The sequence below is a fragment of the Burkholderia sp. Ax-1720 genome, from assembly GCF_011753035.1.
In the GTDB taxonomy this organism is placed as follows: domain Bacteria; phylum Pseudomonadota; class Gammaproteobacteria; order Burkholderiales; family Burkholderiaceae; genus Burkholderia; species Burkholderia gladioli.
The window spans coordinates 1-26,929 of record NZ_VWWK01000099.1 but is presented as its reverse complement, the minus strand read 5'-3'; the positions used below and the strand labels follow the sequence as shown (position 1 = coordinate 26,929).

Genomic DNA, 26,929 nt, shown 5'->3' with positions numbered 1-26,929 from the left:
GAGGGCGAACGCCATGTCCCGGCGGTCGTGCGCCATGCCCCGGCGGACGATGCCCCGGGCCGCCGGGCGGACGCGCGCCATGCCCGGGCGGCCGGATCGCCGGGGGCGGTCCGGGACGCGGCCCGGGATGCCGGTTCCAGCGTGACTGGTTGCCGAACCAGGGGCGATCGCGATAGTAGCTGCCCCAGTACGCGCCCAGCGCAAAGGTCACGACCGGCAGGCCGATGGTGGCGCCGTAGTTGCTCAGCGGCACGCTCGCGCCTTGATACGGATACGAGAGGTAACGGCCATAAGCCCAGCCGCGCAGGCCGGGCAGGCTCACGTCGCACCAGCTGTAGCCGGACACGCAGCCCATCACGGTCACCGACGCGCCCGCCGGCAGTTGCGCCACCACGGGATAGTCGCCGGCCGGCCCGGCGTAGAGATTGACGGTCATGCTGGTGACGGCCGGCGTCTGCGCCAGGCTGGGTGCCGCGAATACCGCGATCATGCCGGCCAGCACCGCGCCGATGAACTGTTTGCGCATCGCTGCTTCTCCACGATGAGGTTTGCCCGATGACTTCCGCTCCCGACCACATGACGACAGAGGCCGCGATGGCAGGTCCTTGTCGGGCGGCGGGACCAGACATCCCTTAAGTATGGGGAATAAACTCCCGGCGCGGCACGTTCTCTCCAGCAACGATCGCCGCTCGGGATCCGCCCATGTGCAGCCGCACCTCGGCTCGTCCTTTCACCTCTCTTTCGTCACAGCGTCGCTCGGATACGCAGCTGGCCGCGTGAACCGCCAAGCCACCCGGTTTGGGCATCGAAGCAGCGAACGCGTCGCCGGTTTCCCCCTTACCCAACGCGACAAGATCACTGTGAACCATCCAATCTGTCTGGAAGCGGCGCCCCCTTCCCTGCTGGAAGCGATGCCCGTGTTCTACTGCCCGATCGCGCCCGCCATCTCACCCGCCACGGCCGAAGCCGAGGCCCGGGTGCTGGCCTGGGCCGATCGTTTCGAACTCCACGAGGACGCCCGCCAGCGCGAGTACCTGGCCCGCGCCCGATTCCCGCTGTTCCCGGCGCGGTCGATGCCGGACGCGGATCCGCATGGACTGACGCTGGCCGGCAAGGAGGTGATGTGGCTGCAGTCCTTCGACGACGTCCATAGCGACGAGAAACCCGGCGGCACGCCGCTCGACGAATACGTGGTGCTGCTCGCGAAGCTGGCGCGCATCCTCGAGGAGCCGCGCGCCGACCTGCTGCCCGGCAATCGCTGGGCGGCCGCGCTGCGCGACCTGCGGCTCGACGTCGAGGCGCATGCCACGCACGCGCAACTGGATCGCTGGGTGCGCGCCCACATCGATTACTTCGACGGCCTGCTGTGGGAAGCGGTCAACCGCGCGCAAGGCGCCAGCCCGGGCATCGACGACTACATCGCGATGTGGCTGAAGCAATCCGGCGTCTACCCCTGCATCGCCTTCACCGACCTCGCCTGCGGCTACGAAGTCCCGGCCGCCGGCTGGCATGATCCGCGCGTGAGGATGCTGCGCGAGATGACGGCCGCCATCATCGGCTGGGACAACGACCTGACCTCCTACAACAAGGAAGCGCTGCGCGCCGAGCAATACGGTTTCCCGGCGATCCAGAACCTGGTTGCCGTGATCGCCGAGGCGCGCGAATGTTCGGTGGGCGAGGCGGTCGGCCTGGCGAGCGCGATGCGCAACCACGCCATGGCGCGCTTCGTCGCGCTGCGCGAGCGCGTGAGCGCCGATGGAGACACCGCCACCACGCGCTACGTGCATGGGCTCGCGCAGTGGATCCGCGGCTACCTCGACTACAGCGCGCTGTCGCCGCGTTATCTCCAGCCGGCCAGCGCGTTCGAGCATGTGCTCGCGCATGGCTGGCCGATCAGCGAAACCCAGCCGGACGACGGGCAAGCCAGACTGCCCGCGCCGGCCTCGCTTGCGGGGTGGTGGTGATGGATATCGACCTGACCGACAAGCCGGCGCACGTGGATCCCGCTTCGCTGCCCGAAGCACCGATTCCGCGCGCCCCCGGCAGCCTGCCGATCGTCGGCCACGCGGCCCGGCTGCTGTTCAAGCCGCTGAGCTTCCTCGGCGGCCTCGCGCCGCTCGGCGGCCTGGTGCGCGTCGACCTCGGGCGGCTGCCGATGCTGCTGCTCACCGATCCCGAGCTGACGCGCCAGGTGCTCAACGACAGCCGCACCTTCGACAAGGGCGGCGCGCTGTTCGACAAGGTCCGCGAACTCACCGGCAACAGCCTGCTCACCAGCCGCTACGACGATCACAAGCTGCAGCGACGCCAGATGCAGCCGGCCTTCTCGCGCAAGCGGATCCTCACCTACATCGACGTGATGAACGAGGCGATCGGCGGCGTGCTCGGCGGCTGGCGCGACGGCGACGTGGTCGACCTGACGGCGGCCTGCTACGACATCACGGCGCGCACGGCCTCGCGCACCATGTTCGCCGCCGACGTGGCCGGGGCGGCGGCAGCCTCGCTGGTGGAGGATCTCTCGGTCTACCTGGGCGGCTTGTTCGTGCGGATGATGCTGCCCGGCGGCCTGCCGGGCAGGGTGCCGACGCCGGGCAGCCTGCGCTACGACCGCGCGGTGGCGCGCCTGCACGCGGCGATCGACCAGATCATCGACGCGTATCGCGCCTCGGGCGTCGATCACGGCGACCTGCTCTCGATGATGCTGGCCGCGCGCGACGAGAACGGCCGGCCCTGGTCGCAGCAGGAAGTCCACGACCAGGTGATCACGCTGTTCCTGGCCGGCATCGAGACCACGGCGGGCGTGATGAGCTGGACGCTCTACCTGCTCGGCCGTCATCCGGATATCGCGGAACGCGCGGCGGCGGAGGTGCGAACCACCTTGGGCGACGCGGCGGTGCCGCAGGCGGAGCACCTGATGCAATTGGGCGAAACGCGCCGCGCCATGATGGAGGCCTTGCGCCTGTATCCGCCCGGGTGGATCTTCACGCGGGTGGTGACGCGCGACACGATGCTGGGCCCTTATCGCCTGCGCGTCGGCGACGGGCTGGCCTACAGCCCCTATGTCCTGCATCGCAATCCGGCGCTGTTCGCGGCGCCCGAGCGCTTCGATCCGGATCGATGGTTGCCGGAGCGTGCCGCCGCGATTCCCGAGCACGGCTTCATCCCGTTCGGCGGCGGCGTGCACAAGTGCATCGGCGATCAGTTCGGCACCACCGAAAACCTGCTGGCGCTGGCCGCCATCCTGTCGCGCTGGAAGCTGGAGCCGGTGACGAGCCAGCCCGTCGAGCCGATACCGCGACGCGCCACGCTGAGCCCGTCGCGGTTCGAGGTGAGGTTGCGACGGCGGTAGCGGCAGCCGGGCCCTGAAGCGGGCGGCCCGGCAAGGGCCGCCCGCTTCACTCCTGCAAGGCCGAGCTCGGCACTCCGAACATCAGGTCGAACAACCAGTTGAAGGCGAAGGTGTAGCAGGGGATCAGCACGATCAGGGCGAGATCGAGCAGGAAGGCTTGCGCCAGGCTGATGCCCATCCACCACGCGATCAAGGGGATCAGGAACAGGATCAGGGTGAGCTGGAAACCAACCGCATGCAGGATGCGTCGCCCCACCGTGCGCGTGCGATTCGCCTGGCGCGCTTCCCAGCATTCGAACAGCGTGGTGTAGACGAAATTCCAGCTCACCGCGATGGTGGTGATGATCACCGACAACGGCCCCGTGCTGGTGGGCGACTGTCCCGACAACAGCGCCAGCCCCAGCGCCGAAATCAGCATGCCGATGATTTCGTAGAGCGATACGTACAACAGCTTGCGTTTCAGGCCTTGCATATTCCTGTCTCCGTTCGTGACAAGCACGTGGAAAGCCGCGAATATAGCGTCAGCGCAACTGACAGAAAAAGTCAGTAGATATCAGATAAATTGAAAGGTCGGGCCGTGAATTTCTCCAACGACAGCATCGAACTGTTCCTGGCCGTGATCGACAGCGGCTCGTTTTCCGCGGCGGCGCGTTCGCTCGGCAAGGTGCCCTCGGCCGTGAGCATGGCGATCGCCAACCTGGAGGCCGAGCTCGGTTACGCCCTGTTCAACCGCGGCCGCCGCGAGCCGGTGCCCACCGCGATGGGCGCCGCGCTGGTGCCGCATGCGCGGCTGGCCCTCGAGCAATTCCGGCGGCTTCGCATGCATGCGTTGCAGCTGTCGCAGGGGCTGGAAAGCAGGCTGTCGATCGCGGTCGCCACCGATATCGACAAGCAGCCGCTGCTGGCCGCCGTCGGCGAGCTGAGCGACCGGCACCCGCTGCTCGAAATCGAAATCCTGACGGCGCCCCAGGACGACACGCTGCAACTGCTTCACGGCCGGCGCGTGGACCTGTGCATCGCCTACGCGGGCCTCGCCATCGACGTGCGGGAGCACTTCCAATACGTCGGCAGCGAGCGGCTGACCGCCTGCATCGGCCCGCGGCATCCGCAGTTGAAAGCGGGCGGCGACACCTTCCTGGAGGACCTGGTGCAGGTCCGGCAGATCCTGGTGGCCAGCCGCGACCTGCCGCTGGCCGACAGCCGGCCGCTGGTCGGGCAATCGTGCTGGCGCACCGACAGCCTGGCGATGGCGATCGAGATGGTGGAATCGGGCCTGGGCTGGGGCAACTTCCCGCTGTCGGCAATCGCGCCGCTGCTGCGCGATGGCCGCCTTCAGCGGCTGCAGTTCAAGAACATCGAGAACGGGCTGTCGATGCCGGTGCATGCGGTGTGGTTGCGCGAGCGGCCGTTGCAGCAGGGTGCCGCGACTCTGGTCGGAACGCTCGGCGAGATGGCCAAGCAGTCCTGAGCGATTCGCTCGACGTGGCGCGCCGCCCCTTAACCGCCCCTCAGCGCCTCACCAGCGTCAGGCCATGGAACTGCTTGCGCCGCTCGAAGCCGAGCTTCCCGTACAAGGCGATCGCCCCGGTATTCGCCTGGAACACGTGCAGGAACGGCAGCTCGCCGCGCGCCACGATCTGGCGCGCGGCGAACTTCACCAGGCGCTCGGCGTAACGTTGCCCGCGATGCTCGGGATGCACGCAGACGGCGCTGATCTCGGTATGGCCCGGCACATGCAGGCGCTCGCCCGCCATCGCGACCAGCACGCCGTCGCGCCACACGCCGTAGTAGCGGCCCGTCTCGTGCGTGCGAGCCTCGTAGGGGCCGGGCCGAGTCAATGCAACCAGTCCCGCCATCGCAGCCGCGTCGCGTTCCTCGAGCAGGGCGAAACCGTCGTCGGCCTCGTCGCGCAGCACCAGCAAAATCATCTGGTCGAGCACGCCCTCGCCCTTCACCTCGAATTCCTCGGAGGGATGCAGGGTCTGCTCGCCGGCCACCATCACCAGTTCGCCCGGTTGCGTGAGCGCGGCCAGGGCGCGCCAGTTCTCCGGCGCGTCGGCCGTGATCGCGGCCAGCGGCGAAACCTCGGGATGGAAGCGGCGCGCGAGGTCGCCGCCGATCGACCAGTGGGCCTGGTGGGTGGTCAGGGCTTGCCAGATCGCGTTGTCGAGAACACGGAGGTCGGAGTCGCGGGATTCGGTTTTCATGGGCTGTCGGTCGTGGTCGGGCATCGGCGCGCAAGGCGCCTGACGACCAGAACGGATCGCCCCGTCCGTTTATTCCATGCCCGCCGCCGGCAGGGCGTGCCGCCCCTTCCAGATCATCAGCAGGTGGTAGTAGAGCCGCGGGCTCAGCCCGAAACGGTAAGCGTAGAGATTGCGCAGCGCGATCGCCAGGCTGGTGCGCGGCTCGTGGTTGCGCGCGTAGAGCGACACCACGATCGGCACCAGCCGGCGCAGCGCGAGCCGCCGGGCCGGCTCCAGGTCGGGCGGCAACGCCAGCTCGTTGACGAAGCGCCAGGCCATCAGCGAAGCCGAGCGCATCGTGTGGCGCGTGGCCTGCGAGATCGAGGCATCGGTTTCGCGGTAGCAGGAGACGAATTCGTCGAGATAGCAGATCCGCTCCGCGGCAAGACAAAGACGCGTATTGAATACATAGTCGCAACAGGAGCCGTAGGTCTCCTCATAACCGATTCGTCTGACCAGCTCGGCATTGGCGAGCCAGCCGTTGTTCGGGAACATCTGCACCAGGCCGGCCCGGCCCGGCTGCGCCTGCAGGCCAGCCGCCGCGGCGTTGCGATGGAACATCTGGTTCATGCGCCGCGTGGCCGCGCGGCTGATGCGGCCGTCGTGGTCCACCACGTACTGCTTGCCGAAGGCGGCGTCGAGGCCGGGATGGCGCTGCCATAGCGCCAGCAATTGCTCCACGCCATGTTCGAGCAGGAAATCGTCGTCGTGCAGCAGCAGGATCTTGTCGCCGCTGGCATGCGCGAACAGGCTCGTCACGTTGCGCGCCTGGCCGAGCCCCGGCCGGTTGCGGCGGTAGCGCACGCGCGGGTCGTCGCCGTAGCGACGGCGGATCAGGCGCTCGGTGGCGTCGTCGGGCGAATCGTCGCCGATCACGACCTCGAGGTTGCGGTGGGTCTGCGCGAGACACGAATCAATGCACTGGCCGATCAGGTGGGCTCGGCGATAAGTCGGTACGCAGATCGAAACTTTGATGGAGGGGGCGGTCATCTGGCGCTTCCGCACGAAAGGTGATCGATGGGCATCTGCAAACAAGCTTTCTGTCGGTCGTCATGATCGGGAGAAAAAAATATAAAGAAATGGAAAATAATCGCGCGTAAGGGAAGCCCCGGATGCCGGGCCGGGCAAGCGTTTTCGGGGATCGGTAAAGGGTGGTCGAAGTGACCGGCGGCGAGGCCCGCCGGGGCGCCGCGGGCGGCAATTCCGACCGGCCGGGCGCGCTTCGTTGCACGATCCGCAGCATCGCGCGCGGATGATTCGAGGAATGATTCCGTGCCCGCGATACCAAGCAATCCTTACATCGTGCGAAGCAAGGTTACCGAATGCGAACGAGGGGAGGCGTCGAGCGAAAGCTCGCGGGAGGGATGAAAGACGGCGGCGGGAAATGCCCCGGGGAGAGGGGCGCGCAAGACGCGCTCCTCTCCCCGGGAGGGATCACATCAGTTTCGCGAGTTCCTTCGCGACCGATGCCGGGCTCGCGTATTCGCGATCGGGGATCCGCAGCAGCCCCTCGACCAGCGGGCCGGCGGCATGCGCGTCGCGCGCGCGGCGCACCAGGTCGGCCTTCACGGCCGGATAGTCGACGCCCTTGAGCGCCTTCTGAAGGTCCACCGGGCCCGGCGGCTTGTCGTGGCCGGCCTGGTGGCCGCCCTTGTCATGGTCCTGCTGCGCACGTTCGCCCTCGTGCGCGCGGGAGCGGCTCAACTCGTGCCCGGTGTGCTGGCGATGGCTCGATGTCATGGCAAACCTCCTCGTAGTCGGTTCGACAATGGGATGCCTGCTCGCCTCATCGGCGCATGCGTCCCATCACGAGCGAGACGATGAACAGGATCAGGAAGATGACGAACAGGATCTTCGCGATCGATGCGGCGCCGGCGGCAATCCCGCCGAAACCGAAGAAGGCCGCGATGATGGCGATCACGAAAAAAACCACGGCGTAGTAGAGCATATGAACCTCCCCATTCGGGTTGTTAAAGGCGTGGACAGGCTGCGGATCAGGCGTCGTGCTTGTGATGCGGTTTACCGCGCGTCTTGGTGGAGGCGAAATCCTCCAGTTGCTTCTTGTTCATCGATTCGTACATCGATTTCGATGCCGGCTTCAACGAACTCTTCTTCGTCTCGCCGCGCTTGGCGGCCAGCGCGGCGCCGGCCGCGCGCTGCTGCGCTTGTGACTTGGCTGGCATGACACTCCTCCGTGATGACAGTGCCGAGAGACAATGCAAACACCGTGCCCGGTGCAGGAGCCCGTCGCTCAGAACCGGCTCACATGGAAATCGGCGGCGATCGCGTTCGGGCCGCGACGCGCGAAAGCCTGCGCGAAACCCTCGCCGATGCGCGTGAGCGCGGCGCGCTGGTGCTGGATGTCCCAATGCTCGAACTGCTCGTAGGCGCGCGCGTCGAAGCTGATCGTCACGCTGGCCGGCTGGCCGTCGAGATCGAAGCCCACGTGCAGGCCGCCCGAGGTGGTCGGTTCGATATCGAACGGCATTTCGCGCGCCTCGAAATAGCGGCCGATCGTTTCGGCGATGTCCCGCCGCGGGCCGGGTTCGACACGGATACTCATCGCGGACCTCCTGGTTAGGCAAGGCAGGCCGGCGCGGCCCGGCCGCGCACCGGCGGCACGGGCTCGTCGACGGGTTCGTGGAACGGCTCGGGCACCTCGTCGGGCCGCGGGCCCGGGCCGGGCGGCTCGGCCGGATCCGGCTCGGGAATGTCCGGCGTGCCGGGCTCGGGCCGGTGCATGCGCAAGGCTGGGTTCGTCATGATTCGCTCCGGGTTCGGGACAGGCCGCGCTCAATCGACATAGGCCGCCATCACCAGCCACAACGCGCGCCCGCCGTCGTCGATCGGCGCCGCCAGCGCATTACGGTCTTGCGGCGTGCAGGCACGGCGCAGGGCGCGCTGCGCGTCCTCGGGCGCCTCGAACACGGTGTCGTCGAGCCGTTCGACGCCGGCCTTGTCCGCGAACATCGATCGTTGCGGGCGCGCCATCAAGGGCTCGCGCTGCCAGGCGCGAAACCGGTCGCGCACCGAGTCGAAGGTCCCGCCGCATACGTTCACCTCGTAGTGCACGTCGGGGTTGGGTTTCTCGCTCATGTTCCTCTCCTTGCCAAGGGCGCCGCCGCCGATACCCGGCGCCGATGCCGTCATTCGCGGTAAGCGGGCGCGACGCGATGGTTGCACCCGCATCGATTCGATGCGCAGGCGGGCGGGCGCGCGAGACCAGGCTCGCGGCCGCTTCCGGCCCCGGGCGCTAGCGCCTGCGATCCGGCCCCGCCGGTTCGCCGCTTTCCACGGGCACCGCCATCGACCAGCCACCGAACAGCACCGTGCCGGCGGCCATCGCCGTGAATCGCAGCAGCTTCCGAAGCTTCGCCTGCATGCGGCACTCCTCTCGAATCGTCGTGCCTTTCTTCAAGCAAGCTCCGTTCCGATCCACGCCGGACCAGCCCATGCGGGCCCGCGCGCCGGCGCCGCCGCGGCTGTGTGACTTTGACAATCGATTGCAAAAAGCGCAGGGCCCGATGCGCGCCGAGCGCCCCGGCCGTGTTGCGGCGCGGGCGCGGCGCTTGCATGCGACGGGGCGCGACGCGCCCGCGTCGTAGCTGCAATGCAGCATCGCAGCCCCTTATCGACCTTAACCGGGACGGCCAGGCCGCCGCCCGACGGGAGCATGAAATGGCACACACGAAACGCTCGGTCGACGAGCATCTCGACGAATGGCTGCGCGACGCGCACGCGATGGAGGAACAGGCCGGTACCCTGCTCACCGCGATGGCGCGGCGGCTCGAACACTATCCGGAACTGAAGGCCCGCATCGAGCAGCATCTCGGCGATACGCGGGAGCAGCAGCGGCTGGTTCGCGAGTGCGTCGGCCGGCGCGGCAGCGACGTGTCGGTCCTGAAGGATTTCGGCGCGCGCAGCCTGGCGGCGCTGCAGGCCTTCACCGCCATGTTCTCCACCGACGAGGTGATCAAGAACGCCATCTCCGGTTTTGCCTTCGAGAACTTCGAGGTGGCCGCCTACCGGACGCTGATCACGGCCGCGCGCGCCGCCGGCGACGCGCAGACGCTGGCGATCTGCGAACGCATCCTCAGCGAGGAAGTGGCGATGGCGAACTGGATGGAGCAGCATCTGCCGGAGATCGTGAACGCCTATCTGGCACGCAGCCAGGCAGAGGCTTCGACGCCGCAGTAGGCGCGGAAGAGCCGGCGCGAGGCGCCTGGCGGCGCTCACGTCCCCAGGCGCGACGCCGCTCGAGCCGGCGGCGGCGCCTCGCCCGCGTCGATGGCCTCGCGCCCGCGCGCGAGGCCGGCGCGCACCGCCTCGGCCTCGCTCGGCCATTCGGGTTCTTCGTCCTGTCCAGGCAGGACCCTGCCGTGTCCGGCCTCGTCGTGCGCGATGCTCACGCGCGGCAGCCACGCACCGCGCGGGCCGCGCACGACCGTCACCGCGATCACGTGGTTCCGGTAGGTGTCGCTCGTCACCGTCCTGTCGATATCGTTCATGGCGGGGCTCCGCTCGAAGCTTGGTCCCGAACGCGGCGCAGCGCGCATGCCCGCGCGCCGCCGCCCCGGCGGGTATGGCCGATGCTGCGCCAGGAAGGTTTCCACTCCGGAGCCCGCCATGCGGATCGACCGACTCGACGCGCGTGAACTCGACTACTGGACCGCCCGCGCCCTGGCGCGAGACGAGCTGCCGCTGATCTTCGTCGCCGTCGAACCGGACATCGTGATCACCGTCGCCAGCGGCGGCCTCAGGCGCATGGACAGCCGCTTTTCCCCCGCCGCCGAGTGGACCGATGCCGCCATGGTGCTGGAGCGCGTGGTCGAGTTGCGCTCGACGCGGGTGGGCGAGGCTCGCGCCAGCGTGACGGCAAGCTTCGCCGGCGACGGCACCGCCGTCACGCATGACGCCCACGGCGAGGGCGAGAACCTGCGCCACGCGCTGCTGCGGGCCTTCATTCGCGCGCGATTCGGCGACACGGTCGAACCGGTGCCGACCGAGCCGCATGCCGTCAGCAACGGCCGCGTCACGCCGCATCGCGCCGGCGCGCCGCTGCCCCGCGACGGCGAGCGCCGCGAAGCCCCGCACGATCCGAACGAAATCGGCGCCTTGCCGCGCCCGTGACGGCCAGGCGGCACCGCGCCCGGCGAAACATACGACGAAAACATCCGACAGAACGACAGGGAGACGAGCATGCCACCGATCCAGGGCCCCGCCCGAAGCACGCGCCGCCGCCTCGGCGACTGGCTCGCGAGCGAGGAGCTGCACATGACGGCCTACCGCCGCCAGCTCGCGCGCGACGCCTATGCGCAGGCGGGCAACCGCCCGCGCGCGGCGGCGGTGGCCGAACTCGCCACGCTGTTCGAGCGCGACGCGGTGCTGCGCATGAGCCTGACGCGCGCGATCGGGGAAGCCGAAACGGCCGGCTACGCGCTGGGCTACAACAACATCGACGACCTGATGACGATCCTCGACTACGTGATGCGCTACGCGCCGCCGTTCAGCGAGACCAGCCTGATCGTCTGCCCGATCAATGCCCTGCTCGACTGGCCGATGTGCATGCCGTCGGGTTATCCGCTGTTCCGCGACGAGGCCGTCAACACGCAACTGGGCCGCGTGCTGTCGACCTGGTGCGATTTCCTCTCGGGCCCGCATTCGCGCGAGCATCTTCACGAGAACGGCCCGAACGGCTGGCTCTGTCCGGAAGCACGCCAGCGAATGGAGCTCGATGCCTTTCGCTGCCGCCCGGACGAGCCGCATTGGGGCTTCGACTCATGGAACCACTTCTTCACGCGGCGGCTGCGCGAGGAGGCGCGCCCGGTCGCCGAGCCGGGCGATCCGCGCGTGGTGATCAGCGCCTGCGAGGCGGCGCCCTACCAGATCGCCGGCCGCGTGCAGCGCGTCGACGACTTCTGGATCAAGGCGCAGCCCTATTCGATCCGCGACATGCTCACGCCGAACCATGCGCTGCTGGCCGAGCGCTTCGTGGGCGGCGACGTCTACCAGGCCTACCTGAGCGCCTGGAACTACCATCGCTGGCACGCGCCGGTGGGCGGCACCGTCACGCATGCCTATCGCGTGGCGGGCAGCTATTTCTCGGCGGCCGACGTGGAGGGCCGCGATCCGGCCGGCCTCAACGATTCGCAGGGCTACATGACGGCGGTGGCCACCCGCGCGGTGGTGGTGATCGAATGCGAGGACCCCGGCATGGGCTCGGTGGCCTGCGTGTTCGTGGGGATGGGCGACGTGTCCTCGTGCGTGATCGACGTGCATCCCGGGCAGCGCCTGGCGAAGGGCGACGAGCTCGGTTATTTCCAATACGGCGGCTCGACCTTCTGCCTGCTGTTCGAGCCCGACGTGATCGGGCATTTCCTGGTGGAGGCCGCCCCGGATCGCGACTCGGGCGTGGTGCCCGTCAACGCCGCCATCGCGGCGGCACGCTGAGGGCCGGCGCCGGGCGGCGCCTCAGCGCTTGATGGCGGGCTTCTTGTCGCCCTGCACGGCGATGCCGTCATGGACGGCCCGCAGCCCCGCGTCCACCAGCTCGGCCGCCTGGGCGCGCAGTTCCTCGCCGTGGGCCTCGCTCATCACCGGCGGCGGCAGCACGGCAATCTCCGCGCCGTCGGCGAAGATGCTGGCGCGCTGCACGAAGTTGCGCAGCTCGCGCACGTTGCCGGGCCAGTCGTATTTCGTCAGCGCCCGCCTGGCGTTGTCGCTGAACACCATCGCGCGGCCGCTGTCGAGGTTGAGCTGGCGCAGGAAGGCCTCGGCCAGCAGGACGATGTCATCGCCGCGCTCGCGCAGCGGCGGCATCGCCAGCGGAAACACGTTGATGCGGTGATAGAGATCGGGCCGCAGCACGCCGGCCTCGACCGCGCCGGCCGGATCGCGATTGGTGGCGGCCACGATGCGCACGTTCACGCTGGTCTCGCGCGAGGAGCCGAGCCGCATCACCTGCCCCGTCTCGAGCACGCGCAGCAGCTTGACCTGCAGCTCGAAGGGCATCTCGGTGATCTCGTCGAGGAACAGCGTGCCGCCGTCGGCGCGCTCGAAGAAACCCTTGTGCTGGCGGTCCGCGCCGGTGAAGCTGCCGCGATCGTGGCCGAACATCTCGCTCTCGACCAGATTGGCCGGAATCGCGCCGCAATTGACGGCCACGAAGGGCCCCTGCTTGCGGAAGCTGAGCTCGTGGATGGTCTGCGCGGCCAGCTCCTTGCCGGTACCGGATTCGCCCGTCAGCATCACCGAAGCCTCGGTGGCCGCCACGCGCGCGAGCGCGTCGTACATGCGGCACATGGCCGGCGACTTGCCGAGCATGCGGCCGAAGCGGCCGGCGCGCTCGAGATCCGAGCGCAGCGCCGCCACCTCGCCCTGCCGCGCTTCGGCCTGCGCGACGCGCTTGAACAGGGTATCGAGCCGCCCCATCTGGAACGGCTTGATCAGGTAGTCGGAAGCACCCTGCCGCATCGCGTCGATGGCGGTGTCGAGCGTGGCATGGCCGGTCGCGAACACCAGCTCGGGCGGCGTGTCCTGCCTGGGGAAATCGTCGAACAACTCGATCCCGTTGCCGTCGGGCAGGATCAGGTCGCACAGCACCAGGTCGTAGGACTGGTTGCGCATCTGCGAGCGCGCCTCGCCGAGCGTGGCGGCGCAATCGCAAGGTAATTGCCGCGTCTGGGCCAGCGCGGCAAGCATTTCTCGGGTGTCGGCATCGTCATCGACGATCAGCACACGTGGCATGAAATCTCCTGTTGGAGCATTCCGGCATGGCACCGCCCGCCCCTCGCGCCGAAGCGCCGGGAGGCCAGGAATATTCACGGTCAGGAAACGGTGGAAGCGGAAATGCGGAAAACCGGCGTCTTGCCCTCGGGCGTGACGTCTGAGCGAATGACCTATGCCTACAGCAAAGCAGATCGAACGCCGCCATGCTATCGGATATTCCTATCTGCCTTGACCTGGAGCATTGCGAGAATCAATCCCCGAAAGGCATCTTTTTCGATGGTTTCGGGGAACGAAATGATCGACCCGCGCGCAGCGTGCCATTACACGGGGTCGTTTCGCCATTTGCAGCGCTGCGATCGCAACCGTCATCGGTCCGCTCGAGGCGCTACAAACTCGAAACATTTCGTATCAGCGAGGCAAGCCTCGTCCGACCCGCAATTTCCCGAGCGAGTTCCGCTGCACCGGCATGGCATCGGTTCCGCGTGCGGGCGCGCCACGGCAATCCCACGGCAATCATTACCAAGCGTTGTAAATCGTTCGCGCGACGGATCGCGACGCCGGCCGGCCGCGCCGCTGCTGGCGGCGTGCGAGGCGGCACGCGATTTGCACTAGTAGTGCGTTCGCCAGGAAACCGACGGAGGCAAGCGATGCAACGCATCAACCAGATCATGTCGCGCGAGATCGTCCATCTCGCGCCGACCGACACGATCGAGCATGCGGCGCAACTGATGGCGCGCCACGACGTGGGCGCCCTGCCCGTGTGCGACGGCACGCGCGTGGTCGGCATGGTGACCGACCGCGATCTCGTCACGCGCGCGCTGGCGCTGGGCAAGGGTGGCCAGGCCAGCGTGCGCGAAGTGACCTCGGTGCCGATCGAGACCTGCCGCGAGCACGAATCGATCGACACGGTGCTGCAGCGCATGGCTTCGGCGCAGATGCGCCGGCTGCCCGTGATCTCGCGCGAGCTGGAGCTGGTCGGCATGGTGTCGATCGGCGATGTCGCCACGCGCGGCGACGTATCCGAACGCGGCGCGATCGGCGAAACACTCGATTACGTGTCGCAACCACGCTGAGCGCACCGCGCCCGCCGTTCCCATTCACCGACAGGAAGACTTCGATGACGCCCGCCACCCCCGATCCCCTGCGCGATGCCGATGCGCGCTACCCGCGCCGCACCACGGCGCTCGCCCACCTGCTCGACGGCACGCTCGCGCGCAGCGCGGACGGCGAAACCATCGGCCATGTCAGCAACGCCATCCTCGACCTGCGCGGCGGCCGCATCGTCTATGTGCTGGTGGCCCTGGTGCCGATCGAGGAAAGCGTGCATGCACGCCGGCTCGCGATGGTGCCGTGGGAATACGTCACGCTCGACGCCGATGCCGGCGGCCTGCAGATCGCCGCCTCGGCGGCCGTCGTGCGCGGCGCGCCCGCGCTCGACCTGGACGGCTGGCTCGGCTCGACCGACACGGTCTGGGAAGACCGCATGGCGGCCTACTACCAGGGCGTGGGCACGCCTCGCGCGCATAGCTTCGCCGAGGAACTGGGCTTGCGCTCCCCGGTGCCGCAGGCGCACGGCCGGTACTGATCCCGTCTCTCTCACGGCGCCGCTCGACGCCGTTTGAACGGGCGAAGTCGACGACTTTGCCCGTTTTTTTTACGCCACCCGTGTCCGGCGATTCACGCGCGCCCAGTGCATCAGGTGCGCCGGGCGCCTAGCGCGGCACCACCCGCAGCCGGTTGCGGATCTCGCGTACCGCCCCGCAACGCGCCACCGCCAGCTCGATCGCCTCGCTCATCGACTGGGACGGCACCGTGCCGTCGAGCGTGACGCAAGCCTGCCGCACGTCGATCGCGATATCGTCGGCGCCGCGCACCATGCCGGTGCTCAACTGGCGATCCAGTTCGTCGCGAATCGAGGCATCGGCGTCGAGGCGATGTTCGCGCGAGACCGGCGGCAACGCGGCGCCGGTCGGCTTCGCGATGCCGCCGCGCGCCTCGGCGGCGGCGCGCATCATGCCGGCCTGTCGATAGGCGCCCGGCACGTGGCGGATCTCGGAAGCGCCGGTCGGCAAGGCGCCGGGCCGGGCCCACCAGTCGGGACAGGCGACCGGATCGGACGGATCGGCGGGGCGCCGGGGCTCACCGGCCGCGGCCGGATCGGACGGCTCGCCGGCACGGCGCCGGCGGCTGGAATCGGATGTTGTCATGCGTACCTCCGTATCGTGTCGGGTTGGTCCCTCTGCCTTTGCACGCAACCTGCGTGCCATGCGCGGCCGGGCATGCGCCGTGCGGCCCTTCTCGTATCGACGTCCTCCCGACCGCCCCGTATGCAAACAATGCCGCTCGTGCTGCAACCCTTCGACATCGCCGCCCGGATCGCCGTCTGCCTGATCGCCGGCGCGATCATCGGCCTGAATCGCGGCGAGTCGGGCAAGGCGGCCGGGCTGCGCACCATCATGCTGGTCTGCCTGGCCGCCTGCCTGGCGATGCTGCAGGTCAACCTGCTGCTGCCCCAGGACGGCAAGGGCAGCCAATCCTTCGCCGTGCTCGACCTGATGCGGCTGCCGCTCGGGATTTTGTCCGGGGTCGGCTTCATCGGCGCGGGCGCGATCCTGCGCAAGGACGGCCTGGTCACCGGCCTGACCACGGCCGCCACGCTGTGGTTCGTGACGGTGATCGGCCTGTGCGCGGGCGGCGGCCAATTGGCCCTGGCCGCGCTCGGCACCGTGCTCGGCTTCGGCATCCTGACCGGCATGAAGGCGGTCGAGCAGCGCCTGCCGCACAAGCGGCACGCCTGGCTGTCGGTCGACGAAGCGGCGCCCGCCGCCCAAGCCGAAGCCAGCGCGCGCACCGCCGCCATGCTCGAACGACTCGACGGCCTGGACTGCCGGATCCGGCGCGCCGGCACCCAGGCCCAGGCCGAATCCGGCGCGCTGCGCCGCCGCTTCGACCTGAGCTGGATCGCGCCCGCCCGTGACGATCCGGTCGAGCAGGCGATCGACGAGTTCGTGCGCGACAGCGGCGGCGGGGCGAGCTGGTCGATCCGGGAGTGACGGGCATGGCCGCCGCGGTGCCGCGCGCCGTCTACTACGCGCTGGTCTCGAACTTGGCCGTGGCCGCCTGCAAGTACGCGGCGGCCGGCTACACCAACTCCGGCTCGGCCTACGCCGAGGCGATCCATTCCAGCGCCGACTGCCTGAACCAGATCCTGCTGCTGGCGGGCGCCCGCGCGGCCGCCACGCGCCCCGACGCGGAGCACCCGCTCGGCTTCGGCCGCGTGAACTACTTCTACGCGATGCTGGTGGCCACCCAGATCTTCATCGTGGGCGGCCTGGCCTCGGCGGCGGTGGGCGCGCTGCGGCTGGTGCATCGCTCGCCCGTCGAGCACGGCGGCGTGGTGATCGCGGTGCTGCTGATCTCGGGTGTGATCGAGACCATCGCGCTGAAGGCCTCGATCGGCACCATCGAGCGGCGCGGCCGGCCCGGCACCCTGCTGCGCTGGATGCGCGAGACCGGGCAGCCCGCGCTGCTGCTGGCGGTGATCGAGGACGCCGCGGCGCTGGGCGGGATCCTCGCCTCGCTGCTGGCGGTGTCGCTCTCGCTCGCCACCGGCGAGCCGGCCTACGACGCGTTCGGCGGCATCGCCGTGGGCCTGATCCTGATGGCCAGCGCGGCCTTCGCGATGGGCAAGATCAAGTCGCTGATCGTCGGCGAATCGGCGCACGAGAGCACGCGGCACGAGATGCAGGCCTGGCTCGAGCACCGGCCCGAGGTGGTGCGCGTGATCTCGCTGGTGGTGCTGCGCTGGTCGGACGAGCACGTGGTGGCGGTGCAGGCGGTACTGCGCCCGCATCCGAGCGCCGATGCGCTGGTGCGCACCATCAACGAGATCGAGCTGGCGCTGCGCGAGTCGTTTCCGCGCGCGCGCTGGATCTACTTCGAGCCCGAGCTGCACGAGCACGGGCGTCACCCGATCTGAGCCGCCACGCCCGCCGGCGGCTCAATGCGCGTTCGCCACCGAGGCCGCGCTGGCAGCGCGCGGATCGCCGGGCGCGGCAGCCGTGGCGCCGTCGGTCTGCCAGCCGCCGCCCAGCGCCTTGTAGAGCGAGACCAGGTCGGTGGTGGTCTGCACCGCGCCCTGCAAGGCCTGCTGCCGCGCCTCGGACCATTGCCGCTCGGCATCGAGCACGTCGAGGTAGGGCACGATGCCCTTGCGATAGCTGTCGCGCGCCAGGTCGAGCGCGCCGCCTTCTGCCTTGGCGGCATCGTCGAGCGCGGCGTGGCGCGACTGGTCGGTGCGATAGACGGCCAGCGCGTTGTCGACGTCGCGCAGCGCCACCAGCACCGCGCGCCGGTAGGCCAGCGCCGCCTCCTGCTGCTGCGCCTTCGACAGCCGCAGGTTCGAGACCAGCGCGCCGCCCTGGAAGATCGGCAGCGAGATCGCCGGCCCGGCCGAATAGAACAGATGCGACCACTGCGCGAGCTCGCGCACGTGCGTGGAGCGCAGGCCGATCTGCCCGGTCAGCGAGATGTCGGGATAGAACTGCGCGACCGCCACGCCGACCTGGGCCGTGGCCGCGTGCAGCTCCAGCTCCGCGCGCCGCACATCGGGCCGCCGCCGCGCGAGCGAGGAAGGCAGCCCGACCGGCACCGCCGGCGGCAGCCCCGGCAGCGCGGCCGGCGCCTCGAGCAACGCGTCGAGCGTGCCGGGCGCGCCGCCCACCAGGTAGGCCAGGCCGTTGCGCAGCATCGCGAGCTGCTGGTCGTATTGCGGAAGCTGCGCGCGGATCTGCGCCAGGCGCGCGTCGGCGCTGCGCACGTCGAGCTGGCTGGTCAGCCCGTGCGCGGCGCGATCGCGCGTGAGGTCGAGAAAGTCCTGCTGCGATTGCGCCAGCTCCAGCGTCAGCGCGCGCAATGCCTGGGCGCCGCGATACTGCAGGTAGGTCTGCGCGACCTCGGCCTCCAGCGAGAGCAGCGCGTCGTCGCGGCCGGCCACCGCCGCGCCGGTCTCCGCGCCGGCCGCCTCCACCGAACGCCGCACGCGCCCGAACAGGTCGAGCTCCCAGGACGCGTCGAAGCCGGCCTGCCAGAAATTGGTCGGCGAGGACAGCGAATCGATCGCCTTGTCCGCGCCCTGGCGGATCGCCGCGCCGCCGCCGGGCACCGCGCCCGCCAGCGCCGAACCCGGCGCGCTCAGGCGGTCGATCTGGTCGTTCACGCCCTCGTCCTGCAGGATGCCCTTGATGCCGAGCTGCTCGCGCTGGTAGCTGGCGGTGGCACGCACGTTCGGCAGCCCTTGCGCGGCTGCCTGGTGCAACTGCTCGCGCGCCTCGGCGATGCGCATCACGGCGGTCTGCACGTCGAGGTTGTCGCGCGCGGCGCGATCCACCAGTTGGTCGAGCAGCGGATCGTGGAAGGCGCGCCACCAGCGCGGATCGGGATCGGCATCCACCACCGGGCTGGAGGTGACGCCGGGCGCCGAGGCGCCCGAGGCGGAGGTGGCCGCGGCCGCGCTCGCCGCCTGCAGGTCGTGCCATTGCGCCGGCGCGTTCGCCTGCGGCGGCTTGAAGTCGGGGCCGACCGTGCAGGCCGCCAGCGCGAGACAGGCAACTGCGGCAACCACGGTAGCCGGCATCGATGGGAACCCCGGCCGGATAAAACGTCGTGTCATCGTCAATGTCCTCCTCCACCGCCCGCCGCCTTCGCCGGCGTGAACAGGAAGGTCAGCGGGATGCAGGCGGCGCAGAACACCGCCAGGATCGCGAATACGTCGATATAGGCAAGGATGGTGGCCTGCGAGACGAAGGTCTCGTAGAGCCTGCCGTTGGCGGTTTGCAGCGCCGCCGAGGGCGGCACGCCCGATAGCGCGCTGATCGATTGCGCATTGCGCTGCAACGCGTCCTGGAAGTTCTGCGAGAGCGGCGACATGTGCTCGGACAGATGCGCCATGCGCGCCTGCGCGCGTTCGCGGATCAGCGCGGTCGACACCGAGATGCCGATCGAGCCGGCCACGTTGCGGAACATCGTGAACAGCGCCGAGGCATCGTCGTTGAGGCGCTGCGGGATGGTCAGGTAGGCCAGCGTGGTGATCGGCACGAACAGGAAGCCGATCGCCATCGACTGCGCGCAGCGGATGACCATCAGGTGGCGGTAGTCGATGTCGGGCACCAGCGTGCGCGAATAGACCAGCGAGGCGGCCAGCAGCACGAAGCCGGTGCCCACCAGGTAGCGCGTCTGCACGTGCGGCATCAGCCGGCTGACGATCGGGATCTCCATGGTGATCAGGATCGCCCCGGGCGAGAGCACCAGCCCGGCGAGCGTGGCGGTATAGCCGAGCTGCTGCTGGGCGAGCTGCGGCACGATCACGGCGCTGCCGTACAGCACCGCCGCGAACATCGCGATGGTGATGCAGCCGAGCAGGAAGTTGCGGTCGCGCAGGCAGGCCAGGTCCACCACCGGCTTCTTCGCGTAGCGCAGCCAGAGCCCGGCGCCGGTCAGCCCCGCCACCGCCAGCACCGCGAAGATGCGGATGAAGTTCGAGCCGAACCAGTCCTCGTCCTCGCCGCGGTCGAGCATCACCTGCAGGCAGCCCAGGCCGATCGCGATCAGGCCGATGCCGATGTAGTCGATGCGAATGCCGCGCTGGCCGTCGCGCCGCCAGGGCGGGTCCTCCACCAGCTGCATCACCGCCAGCACGGTGAGGATCCCCACCGGCACGTTGAGCAGGAACACCCAGCGCCACGAAAACGTATCGGTGATCCAGCCGCCCAGGGTCGGCCCCAGCACCGGCGCCACCACGATCGCTATCGCCGAGATCGAGAAGGCGCGGTTGCGCTGCTCGGGCGGGAAGGTGTCGAGGATGATCGACTGCTGGTTCGGCTGCAGGCCGCCGCCGAACAGCCCCTGCAGGATGCGGAACACGATCAGCTGGCCGAGGTTGGTGGCGATCCCGCACAGGAACGAGCACACCGTGAAGGCCGCGATGCAGATCACGAAGTAGCGCTTGCGGCCCAGTAGCCGGCCCAGGAAGCCCGAGATCGGCAGCACGATGCCGTTGGCCACCAGGTAGGAGGTGAGCGTCCAGGTGGCCTCGTCGTAGCTGGCCGACATGGTGCCGGCGATATGCGGCAGCGCGACGTTGACGATGGTGGTGTCGAGCACCTCCATGAAGGCCGCCAGCGTGACCACGATGGCGATCAGCCAGGGGTTCGAGGCGGGGCGCCAGGCCTGGCCGTCGCCTTTGCCTTGGCCCTTGCCATTCCCGCCGTCGTCGCCCCTGCCCTTTCCATTGCCGTTGCCGCCTTGGTCGGCGGTGACATCCGCGCCGCTCATGGCAGATGCACCGTCGGCACCGCCGACAGGCCCAGGCCGAGCGGCGGATTGGTCGGCATCGGCCCGTCCAGCACGATCTTGACGGGCACGCGCTGCACGATCTTCACGAAGTTGCCGGTGGCGTTCTCGGCCGGGAAGGCCGAGAAGCGCGAGCCGCTGCCGAGCTGGATGCTGTCGACATGGCCGTGCAGGTCGAGATCGGGATAGGCGTCCACCGACACGTCCACCTTGTCGCCGATGCGCATCCGCTCGAGCTGCGATTCCTTGAAGTTGGCGGTGATCCAGATGCGCGGCGTGACCAGCGAGAAGATCGAGCTGCCGGTCTGCAGGAAGCTGCCAAGTTGCACGTTGCGGCGCGTGACCCAGCCGTCCGAGGGCGCGCGGATCTCGCAGTAGGACAGGTTCAGCTCGGCCTGCTCGCGCTGCGCCTGGGCCTGCAGGACCTGCTGGCGACGCTCCTCGATGGTGCTCTCGACCTGGCGCAACTGCTGCGGCACCAGCGCGGCCGTGCGCGCCTGGGCGCGCGCCATCGCCACGTTGGCATCGGCGCTGGCGCTTTGCGCGTCGGCCGCGTCGACCTGCTGCTTCGAGGTGGCGCGCATGTCCACCGCGTGCTGGCGTTCCTGCGCGGCCAGCGCCTGCTTGTAGGTGGCCTCGGCCGATTCGATCTGGGCGCGGGCCTGCGCGTATTGCGCGGGGTACTGCACGCGCGCGATGTCGAGCTGCACCTGCGCCGAACCGAGTTGCGCGCGCGCCAAGCCGAGCTGCGCGTCGGCCGAGTCGAGCTGGGCGCGGTAGTCGCGCGGGTCGATCTGCACCAGCAGGTCGCCGCGATGGACGTAGGTGTTGTCGTCGACGTTCAGGCGCGTGACGTAGCCCGAGACGTGCGGGGCGATGGTGACGGCGTTGCCGTCGGTGTAGGCGTCGTCGGTGCTGACCTGGTTGCGCGTCATCAGCCACCAGACCAGCGCGACGATCAGCAGGACCACCACCACGGCCAGGATGATGATCGGCTTCTTGCCGGGGCGCTTGCGTTTGCCGTTGCCGTCCTTGCCAGGGTCGTCGTCCTGCTTGCCGTCGCCATTGCCGTCCTTGCCGCCGCTGCCGCCCTTGCCTCCACCACCCTCGTCGCTATTGCCGTCGCCGCCCGTGTTGCGGCGATCGTCACCGTCGCGCGGGCGATCGTTGCCTCCGCCACCATCGCTGCTCGGTGTGTCGGCGTCGCGGTCATCGGCATCGCGGCCGCCGGCGGCGCGTGCGTCGCCGGCGCCATGGGTTTCACCTTCGCCATCCCGGCTCAGGAACGCGGCGCTGGCACGCGGCATCAAGGGCAATGGAAATACGGTCACTTCGGACATCGCACAGCTCTCCCCAATCGGAATCGCCTCGCACGAGCCCGCGCGAGACAGCATCGGGGCTGCCAAGCAAGCCGCGGGCCCGGCGGCGACCCGGCCGCGCAGCCTTGCCCGACGGGGCGTCGCTGCGATCCCAGCGCGCCGGATGACGCGATGCGGCATCGCGGTTGGCGGTTTTTACAAGCCTTGGCGTCGGCAGGCATGGCCCATGCAGTTTCGCGATGCGAGATGCCGCCGGGATGCGGCCGCGCAGGCGCCATTTCCACGGCACGGTGCTTGCGCACCTTTCGGCACCAGCACATCGAACCGAGGGAGAACGCGCATGGCCACCGTTTCCGACTTCATCGTCGAACGCCTCGCCGAATGGGGCGTCGATCGCATCTACGGCTACCCGGGCGACGGCATCAACGGCCTGTTCGGCGCGCTGAACCGCGCCGGCGGCAAGATCGAATTCATCCAGGCGCGCCACGAGGAGATGGCGGCCTTCATGGCCTCCGCGCATGCAAAATTTACAGGCAAGCTCGGCGTGTGCATCGCCACCTCGGGCCCGGGCGCCTCGCACCTGATCACCGGCCTCTACGACGCGCGGCTCGATCACATGCCGGTGCTGGCGATCGTCGGCCAGCAGGCACGCGCGGCGATGGGCGGCCATTACCAGCAGGAACTCGACCTGGCGGCGATGTTCAAGGACGTGGCCGGCGCCTTCGTGCAGCAGGCCAGCGTGCCGGGCCAGGTGCGCCACCTGGTCGATCGCGCGGTACGCACCGCGATCGGCGCGCGCACCGTCACCGCGCTGATCCTGCCGAACGACCTGCAGGAGCTCGACTACGCGCCGCCCAAGCGCGCGCACGGCACCGTGCATTCCGGCGTCGGCTACACGCGCCCGAAGGTGGTGCCCTATCCCGAGGACCTGAAGCGCGCCGCCGAGGTGCTCAATGCCGGCTCGAAGGTGGCGATGCTGGTGGGCGCGGGCGCGCTCGGCGCCACCGAGCAGGTGATCGCGGTGGCGGACCGGCTCGGCGCCGGCGCGGCCAAGGCGCTGCTCGGCAAGGCCGCGCTGCCCGACGCGCTGCCCTGGGTGACGGGCTCGATCGGCCTGCTCGGCACCAAGCCCAGCTACGACCTGATGAACGAATGCGACACGCTGCTGATGATCGGCTCCGGCTTCCCCTACGCGGAATTCCTGCCCAAGGAAGGCCAGGCGCGCGGCGTGCAGATCGACCTGAAGGCCGACATGCTGAGCCTGCGCTACCCGATGGAGGTCAACCTGGTGGGCGACGCGGCCGAGACGCTCGACCTGCTGCTGCCGCTGCTCGAGCCGCGCGCCGACCATCGCTGGCGCGAGCGCATCGGCCGCTGGACCGACGAATGGCAGGGCACGCTGGCCAAGCGCGCCGCCGCCGATGCGAGCCCGGGCCGCGGCGTCAATCCGCAGCGCGCCTTCACCGAGCTGTCGCCGCGCCTGCCCGACGACGTGATCCTCACCAGCGATTCGGGCTCCTGCGCGAACTGGTACGCGCGCGACCTGCAGATGCGGCGCGGCATGATGGGTTCCTTGTCGGGCGGGCTGGCCTCGATGGGCGCGGCCGTGCCTTATGCGATCGCCGCCAAGTTCGCGTTCCCGGTCAGGCCGGTGATCGCCATGGTGGGCGACGGCGCGATGCAGATGAACAACATGGCCGAGCTGATCACGGTCGCCAAATACTGGCGGCAATGGGCCGATCCGCGCTGGATCTGCATGGTGCTCAACAACGAGGACCTGAACCAGGTCACCTGGGAGCAGCGCGTGATGGAGGGCGACCCGAAGTTCGAGGCCTCGCAGCAGGTGCCGAACGTGCCGTATCACCGCTTCGCCGAGATGATCGGGCTGAAGGGCATCTATGTGGACGACCCGGCGCGCCTGGGCGAAGCCTGGGACGAGGCGCTGGCCTCGCAGCGCCCGGTGGTGCTCGAGGTGAAGAGCGACCCCGAGGTGCCGCCGCTGCCGCCGCACGTCACCTTGCAGCAGGCGAAGCACTTCGCCGAGACGCTGGTGAAGGGCGACCCGCGCGAACGCGGCGTGATCGTCGAGACCGCCAGGCAGGTGCTGTCGGCGGTACTGCCTTCCGGCGGCGGAAACGGCGGCAAATCGGGCGAGTGAGCTCCCCCGCAATCTCTTTCGAAGGAGCCGAAACCATGAGCGAAACCTCATCCTCCTCGCACAAGCCGGCGGCGCACCGGAGTTCGCAAGGCAAGCGCCCCGCCGGCAAGCACTCGACGCGGCGCCCCGGACGCGGGCGCACCGCCGGCTCGCGCTCGCCCAAGCGCTGGTCGGCCGCCGTCGACGCCCGCAGCGACGCGCTCGACATCGAATCCGACATCTTCAAGTCCGACGATCCGAAGGCGATCGCGGCCTCGCTCAAGCGCTCGGCCGAGCACAGCCGGCGCCGCAAGGCCTCGCCGTTCCAGTCGGCCATGTCGATGCTGAACTTCTACGTGAACCGGGCCGGCCGCAACCTGCCGAAATCGCGGCGCACGACGCTGGAGCGTTCCAAGCGGGCGCTGCGCGAGGCCTTCGGCCGCAAGCCGTGACGGCGGCGGGAGGCAAGCGCGGCGGCGCCCGCGCTCCGGCGCTTTCGCTTCGCTGACGCTGCCGCGTCAAGCACAGGGGCGAAGCGCCGACCTGCCGGACGAATCGAGAAAATTTTCCATCCCGTGGAATGGACTGCCGCGGCCGGGCGTTATGGACAATACTTCCTCATCCGCCCCGCGACCGCCCCCCATGAACTTCGCCACCTTCTCCTCGCCGGCCTTCTTCGCCGATCCCTACCCGCTTTATGCGCAATTGCGCGCCAAGGGCGCCCTGCTCGAACTCGCGCCGAACGTGCGCGTGACGGGCGACTACGCGCTGATCGACGCGCTGCTGCGCGAGCGCCGCGCCGGCAAGACCTACCTGGAAAGCGTGCGCGTGCGCTACGGCGAGGAGCGGGTCGGCATGCCGGTGTTCCAGGTGCTGAGCCGGATGTTCCTGATGATGAACCCGCCGGTGCACACGCGGCTGCGCAAGCTGCTGATGAAGGCCTTCAACGCGCGGCAGATCGAGAACCTGCGCGAGATCGTCGAGGCCTCCACGCATGAACTGCTCGATGCGATCGCCGCCAAGCCCGAGTTCGACTTCGTGGCCGACTACGCGCTGCCGCAGCCGCTCAACGTGATTTGCCGCCTGCTCGACATCCCCTTCGAGGACGGCGCGCGCCTGGGCCGCGCGGCCAGCTGCGTGGCCTCGGCGCTGGACCTGGCGCCGCTCGGCGAGGCCATGCTGGCCGAAGCCAACGAAGGCGCGCTGGCGCTGGAGGCCTATTTCGAGGGCGTGATCGAGCAACGTCGCCGCCAGCCCGGCACGGACCTGGTCTCGGCGCTGATCAGCGTGGAGGACGAGGGCGAGACCTTCGACGAGAAGGAGGTGATCGCCAACGTGATGCTGCTGTTCATCGCCGGCCACGAGACCACCTCGAACACCATGGGCAACGCCATGATCGCGCTGTTCCGCAACCCGGAAAGCCTCGCGGCGATGGCGGCCGATCCGGCGCTGGTGCCGGGCGGCGTGGCCGAGCTGGTGCGCTACGACAGCTCGGTGCAGGTGGTGGTGCGCACCGTGTTCGAGGATCTCGAGCTGGAAGGCCATGCGCTGCCGCGCGGCACCCTGCTGTTCCTGCTGGTGGGCGCCTCGAATCGCGATCCGGCGGTGTTCGCCGAGCCGGACCGGCTCGACATCCGCCGCGCCAATGCCAAGGCCTCGCTGAGCTTCGGCGGCGGGATCCACTACTGCCTGGGCGCGCGGCTCGCGCAGATGGAGCTGGAAACCGCGATCGGCGCGATGCTGGCGCGCTTCCCGAAGCTGAGCCCGGTCGATCTGGACCGGCTCGAATGGCATCACCGCAACAACCTGCGCGGCGTGAAGGCGCTGCCGATGCGGACCGGCACGAACTGAATGCCATCGCGCCCGGGCCGCCCAGGCCCGGGCCATCGCGCTTCGCGGCTTCCTGCTTCACCCCCTCCTTACGATTTCCCGACGCGCGCGCTGCCCACGCGCCGAAACTTCGCGTTTCGCGATCGTGGTTCGTCTTCGCCGCCCGCTTCGCTGCCTCGCCGCGTTAAACCTGCTATCTGGCCGGTATTGTCCCGAGGCGTCACGCCGGACCGCCGCCCTTCGCGCCGATCGACGATCCGTCACCACGCCCTCTGGCTCATACACGGGAACCGCTGTCCATGCCGCCTCCGTCAGTCACCAACTCGACCCGGATCAACCAGCCGTCCACCACGACCGGCGGGGAGAGTCGACAGACCAACGGCCCCTCGCCACGGGCCAGCGGCGCGGCGAGCCAGCAGGGCGCCGGATCGGGCTCGCTGCAGGCGCTGAACACGCTGCGGCGGCAGCAACGCGTCACCACGCCGAGCGCGAACCTGAGGCAGCGCCGGGCCAGCCTGGAATCGATGGCCAGTTCGGCGTCGCACGATTCGGCCGGTTCGGCCGAGGGCTCGCAACTGCCGATGTCGCCGCACATGGCGGCGCTGCTGGCCGGTTCGGACGGCGCCGAGCCCGCCGCGCCGCGCCCGCCGGTTGCGGATGGCGCGGATAGCGCACAGCCGCAGCACGACGACGCACCGCCGTCCTACGAATCGCTGTTCGGCCCGGGGCCGTATCCCGAGGTGGCATCGCCGTCCACCTCGGCGCAGTCGCCCGCGCAATCGTCCTCGCCGCCGCCGGTGCCGCCGCGCCCCGTCGAGACATCCGCCGCGCCTGCCCGTCCGCAGACGCCGCCGCCCCCTCCCCCGCCGCCGCGACCGCCGGCCATGCAATCGCGTCCCCAGACGCCACCGCCACCGGTTCCGCCGCGTCCGACGACCACCCAGGCGCGTCCCCAGACGCCGCCGCCACC

At 69.5% G+C, this 26,929-nt stretch carries 30 protein-coding genes and 1 pseudogene; 14 read left to right on the top strand and 17 right to left on the bottom strand.

All coding sequences use genetic code 11. The features are described 5' to 3' along the window. On the bottom strand, window positions 1–526 hold a 526-nt coding region (locus tag F3J18_RS24035; RefSeq protein ID WP_166914616.1), incomplete at its 3' end, for an SH3 domain-containing protein. 334 nt (window positions 527–860) lie between these two features. On the opposite strand from F3J18_RS24035, the gene F3J18_RS24030 reads away from it, so the two are divergent. Then, window positions 861–1,964 carry a hypothetical protein gene (locus F3J18_RS24030; RefSeq protein ID WP_166914615.1) on the top strand — a complete coding sequence of 368 codons (1,104 nt, stop codon included), beginning with the start codon at window positions 861–863 and terminating at the stop codon, window positions 1,962–1,964. Further along, the gene (locus F3J18_RS24025; RefSeq protein WP_166914613.1) at window positions 1,964–3,349 is read left to right on the top strand and encodes a cytochrome P450; all 1,386 of its coding nucleotides are present in this window, start codon (window positions 1,964–1,966) and stop codon (window positions 3,347–3,349) included. The genes F3J18_RS24030 and F3J18_RS24025 overlap by 1 nt, the downstream gene beginning before the upstream one ends. A gap of 46 nt (window positions 3,350–3,395) precedes the next feature. On the opposite strand, the gene F3J18_RS24020 is transcribed toward F3J18_RS24025, so the two are convergent. Next, window positions 3,396–3,821 carry a PACE efflux transporter gene (locus tag F3J18_RS24020; protein ID WP_166914611.1) on the bottom strand — a complete coding sequence of 142 codons (426 nt, stop codon included), beginning with the start codon at window positions 3,819–3,821 and terminating at the stop codon, window positions 3,396–3,398. 105 nt (window positions 3,822–3,926) lie between these two features. On the opposite strand from F3J18_RS24020, the gene F3J18_RS24015 reads away from it, so the two are divergent. Then, the gene (locus F3J18_RS24015) at window positions 3,927–4,817 is read left to right on the top strand and encodes a LysR family transcriptional regulator (protein ID WP_166914609.1); all 891 of its coding nucleotides are present in this window, start codon (window positions 3,927–3,929) and stop codon (window positions 4,815–4,817) included. 40 nt (window positions 4,818–4,857) lie between these two features. On the opposite strand, the gene F3J18_RS24010 is transcribed toward F3J18_RS24015, so the two are convergent. From F3J18_RS24010 to F3J18_RS23970, 9 genes are all read right to left on the bottom strand, one after another. Next, window positions 4,858–5,556: a GNAT family N-acetyltransferase gene (locus tag F3J18_RS24010; protein ID WP_166914607.1), complete on the bottom strand. Its 699-nt coding sequence runs from the start codon at window positions 5,554–5,556 to the stop codon at window positions 4,858–4,860. A gap of 69 nt (window positions 5,557–5,625) precedes the next feature. After that, complete coding sequence (locus F3J18_RS24005; protein ID WP_046581106.1) at window positions 5,626–6,585, bottom strand: glycosyltransferase family 2 protein; 960 nt, start codon at window positions 6,583–6,585, stop codon at window positions 5,626–5,628. A gap of 444 nt (window positions 6,586–7,029) precedes the next feature. Beyond that, the gene (locus tag F3J18_RS24000) at window positions 7,030–7,335 is read right to left on the bottom strand and encodes a DUF2795 domain-containing protein (RefSeq protein ID WP_103693950.1); all 306 of its coding nucleotides are present in this window, start codon (window positions 7,333–7,335) and stop codon (window positions 7,030–7,032) included. Window positions 7,336–7,381: 46 nt separating this feature from the next. Next, window positions 7,382–7,543: a DUF1328 family protein gene (locus F3J18_RS23995; RefSeq protein ID WP_025099526.1), complete on the bottom strand. Its 162-nt coding sequence runs from the start codon at window positions 7,541–7,543 to the stop codon at window positions 7,382–7,384. Between the two features lie 46 nt (window positions 7,544–7,589). Beyond that, the gene (locus F3J18_RS23990) at window positions 7,590–7,778 is read right to left on the bottom strand and encodes a DUF3008 family protein (protein ID WP_013688905.1); all 189 of its coding nucleotides are present in this window, start codon (window positions 7,776–7,778) and stop codon (window positions 7,590–7,592) included. A gap of 68 nt (window positions 7,779–7,846) precedes the next feature. Further along, entirely contained in the window at window positions 7,847–8,158 is a 312-nt protein-coding gene (locus F3J18_RS23985; protein ID WP_025099527.1) for a hypothetical protein, read from the bottom strand. A gap of 14 nt (window positions 8,159–8,172) precedes the next feature. Continuing rightward, on the bottom strand, window positions 8,173–8,358 hold the full coding sequence (locus F3J18_RS23980; protein ID WP_043278528.1) for a hypothetical protein: 186 nt from the start codon (window positions 8,356–8,358) through the stop codon (window positions 8,173–8,175). A 30-nt stretch (window positions 8,359–8,388) separates the two neighbouring features. Then, window positions 8,389–8,691, bottom strand: a complete 303-nt coding sequence (locus F3J18_RS23975; RefSeq protein ID WP_036055051.1) for a hypothetical protein — start codon at window positions 8,689–8,691, stop codon at window positions 8,389–8,391. A 157-nt stretch (window positions 8,692–8,848) separates the two neighbouring features. Then, complete coding sequence (locus F3J18_RS23970; protein ID WP_166914606.1) at window positions 8,849–9,013, bottom strand: hypothetical protein; 165 nt, start codon at window positions 9,011–9,013, stop codon at window positions 8,849–8,851. 260 nt (window positions 9,014–9,273) lie between these two features. Between F3J18_RS23970 and F3J18_RS23965 the strand changes: the two genes are divergently transcribed. Next, the gene (locus F3J18_RS23965) at window positions 9,274–9,792 is read left to right on the top strand and encodes a ferritin-like domain-containing protein (protein WP_013688902.1); all 519 of its coding nucleotides are present in this window, start codon (window positions 9,274–9,276) and stop codon (window positions 9,790–9,792) included. Between the two features lie 35 nt (window positions 9,793–9,827). Here the strand turns inward: F3J18_RS23965 and F3J18_RS23960 are convergent, their stop codons facing one another. Beyond that, window positions 9,828–10,103 carry a DUF6566 family protein gene (locus tag F3J18_RS23960; protein ID WP_166914605.1) on the bottom strand — a complete coding sequence of 92 codons (276 nt, stop codon included), beginning with the start codon at window positions 10,101–10,103 and terminating at the stop codon, window positions 9,828–9,830. A 118-nt stretch (window positions 10,104–10,221) separates the two neighbouring features. Between F3J18_RS23960 and F3J18_RS23955 the strand changes: the two genes are divergently transcribed. Continuing rightward, the gene (locus tag F3J18_RS23955) at window positions 10,222–10,725 is read left to right on the top strand and encodes a DUF2591 domain-containing protein (protein WP_166914604.1); all 504 of its coding nucleotides are present in this window, start codon (window positions 10,222–10,224) and stop codon (window positions 10,723–10,725) included. A 69-nt stretch (window positions 10,726–10,794) separates the two neighbouring features. Next, window positions 10,795–12,045 carry a phosphatidylserine decarboxylase family protein gene (locus F3J18_RS23950; RefSeq protein ID WP_166914603.1) on the top strand — a complete coding sequence of 417 codons (1,251 nt, stop codon included), beginning with the start codon at window positions 10,795–10,797 and terminating at the stop codon, window positions 12,043–12,045. 21 nt (window positions 12,046–12,066) lie between these two features. Here F3J18_RS23950 and F3J18_RS23945 read toward each other — a convergent pair whose 3' ends face one another. Next, the gene (locus F3J18_RS23945) at window positions 12,067–13,341 is read right to left on the bottom strand and encodes a sigma-54 dependent transcriptional regulator (RefSeq protein ID WP_166914602.1); all 1,275 of its coding nucleotides are present in this window, start codon (window positions 13,339–13,341) and stop codon (window positions 12,067–12,069) included. Between the two features lie 629 nt (window positions 13,342–13,970). Here F3J18_RS23945 and F3J18_RS23940 point away from each other — a divergent pair. Together F3J18_RS23940 and F3J18_RS23935 are read left to right on the top strand one after the other, a co-directional pair. Then, on the top strand, window positions 13,971–14,396 hold the full coding sequence (locus tag F3J18_RS23940) for a CBS domain-containing protein (protein WP_166914601.1): 426 nt from the start codon (window positions 13,971–13,973) through the stop codon (window positions 14,394–14,396). Between the two features lie 44 nt (window positions 14,397–14,440). Continuing rightward, complete coding sequence (locus F3J18_RS23935; RefSeq protein ID WP_166914599.1) at window positions 14,441–14,908, top strand: PRC-barrel domain-containing protein; 468 nt, start codon at window positions 14,441–14,443, stop codon at window positions 14,906–14,908. 127 nt (window positions 14,909–15,035) lie between these two features. On the opposite strand, the gene F3J18_RS23930 is transcribed toward F3J18_RS23935, so the two are convergent. Further along, the gene (locus F3J18_RS23930) at window positions 15,036–15,530 is read right to left on the bottom strand and encodes a BON domain-containing protein (RefSeq protein ID WP_166914597.1); all 495 of its coding nucleotides are present in this window, start codon (window positions 15,528–15,530) and stop codon (window positions 15,036–15,038) included. Between the two features lie 120 nt (window positions 15,531–15,650). Here F3J18_RS23930 and F3J18_RS23925 point away from each other — a divergent pair, with 120 nt between their 5' ends. After that, complete coding sequence (locus F3J18_RS23925) at window positions 15,651–16,376, top strand: MgtC/SapB family protein (RefSeq protein ID WP_166914595.1); 726 nt, start codon at window positions 15,651–15,653, stop codon at window positions 16,374–16,376. 5 nt (window positions 16,377–16,381) lie between these two features. Then, a complete protein-coding gene (locus F3J18_RS23920; protein WP_166914618.1) occupies window positions 16,382–17,302 on the top strand; it encodes a cation transporter in 921 nt (306 codons plus the stop codon). 21 nt (window positions 17,303–17,323) lie between these two features. On the opposite strand, the gene F3J18_RS23915 is transcribed toward F3J18_RS23920, so the two are convergent. From F3J18_RS23915 to F3J18_RS23905, 3 genes are read right to left on the bottom strand one after another with little or no spacing between them, the layout of a single operon-like run. Then, on the bottom strand, window positions 17,324–18,958 hold the full coding sequence (locus F3J18_RS23915) for an efflux transporter outer membrane subunit (protein WP_240156431.1): 1,635 nt from the start codon (window positions 18,956–18,958) through the stop codon (window positions 17,324–17,326). A 38-nt stretch (window positions 18,959–18,996) separates the two neighbouring features. Beyond that, window positions 18,997–20,655: a DHA2 family efflux MFS transporter permease subunit gene (locus F3J18_RS23910; protein ID WP_166914592.1), complete on the bottom strand. Its 1,659-nt coding sequence runs from the start codon at window positions 20,653–20,655 to the stop codon at window positions 18,997–18,999. Next, window positions 20,652–22,013: an HlyD family secretion protein gene (locus F3J18_RS23905; RefSeq protein WP_166914590.1), complete on the bottom strand. Its 1,362-nt coding sequence runs from the start codon at window positions 22,011–22,013 to the stop codon at window positions 20,652–20,654. Before F3J18_RS23905 ends, F3J18_RS23910 begins: the two co-directional genes overlap by 4 nt. Window positions 22,014–22,332: 319 nt before the next feature. Here F3J18_RS23905 and F3J18_RS23900 point away from each other — a divergent pair, with 319 nt between their 5' ends. The 4 genes and pseudogenes from F3J18_RS23900 to F3J18_RS23885 form a co-directional block, all read left to right on the top strand. Continuing rightward, window positions 22,333–24,150: a thiamine pyrophosphate-requiring protein gene (locus F3J18_RS23900; RefSeq protein WP_166914588.1), complete on the top strand. Its 1,818-nt coding sequence runs from the start codon at window positions 22,333–22,335 to the stop codon at window positions 24,148–24,150. A gap of 35 nt (window positions 24,151–24,185) precedes the next feature. Then, window positions 24,186–24,581, top strand: a complete 396-nt coding sequence (locus F3J18_RS23895) for a DUF3175 domain-containing protein (RefSeq protein WP_166914586.1) — start codon at window positions 24,186–24,188, stop codon at window positions 24,579–24,581. 190 nt (window positions 24,582–24,771) lie between these two features. Next, a complete protein-coding gene (locus tag F3J18_RS23890; RefSeq protein WP_166914584.1) occupies window positions 24,772–25,980 on the top strand; it encodes a cytochrome P450 in 1,209 nt (402 codons plus the stop codon). A gap of 278 nt (window positions 25,981–26,258) precedes the next feature. Beyond that, window positions 26,259–26,929 (top strand): annotated as a pseudogene (locus F3J18_RS23885) (hypothetical protein); the annotation flags it as partial.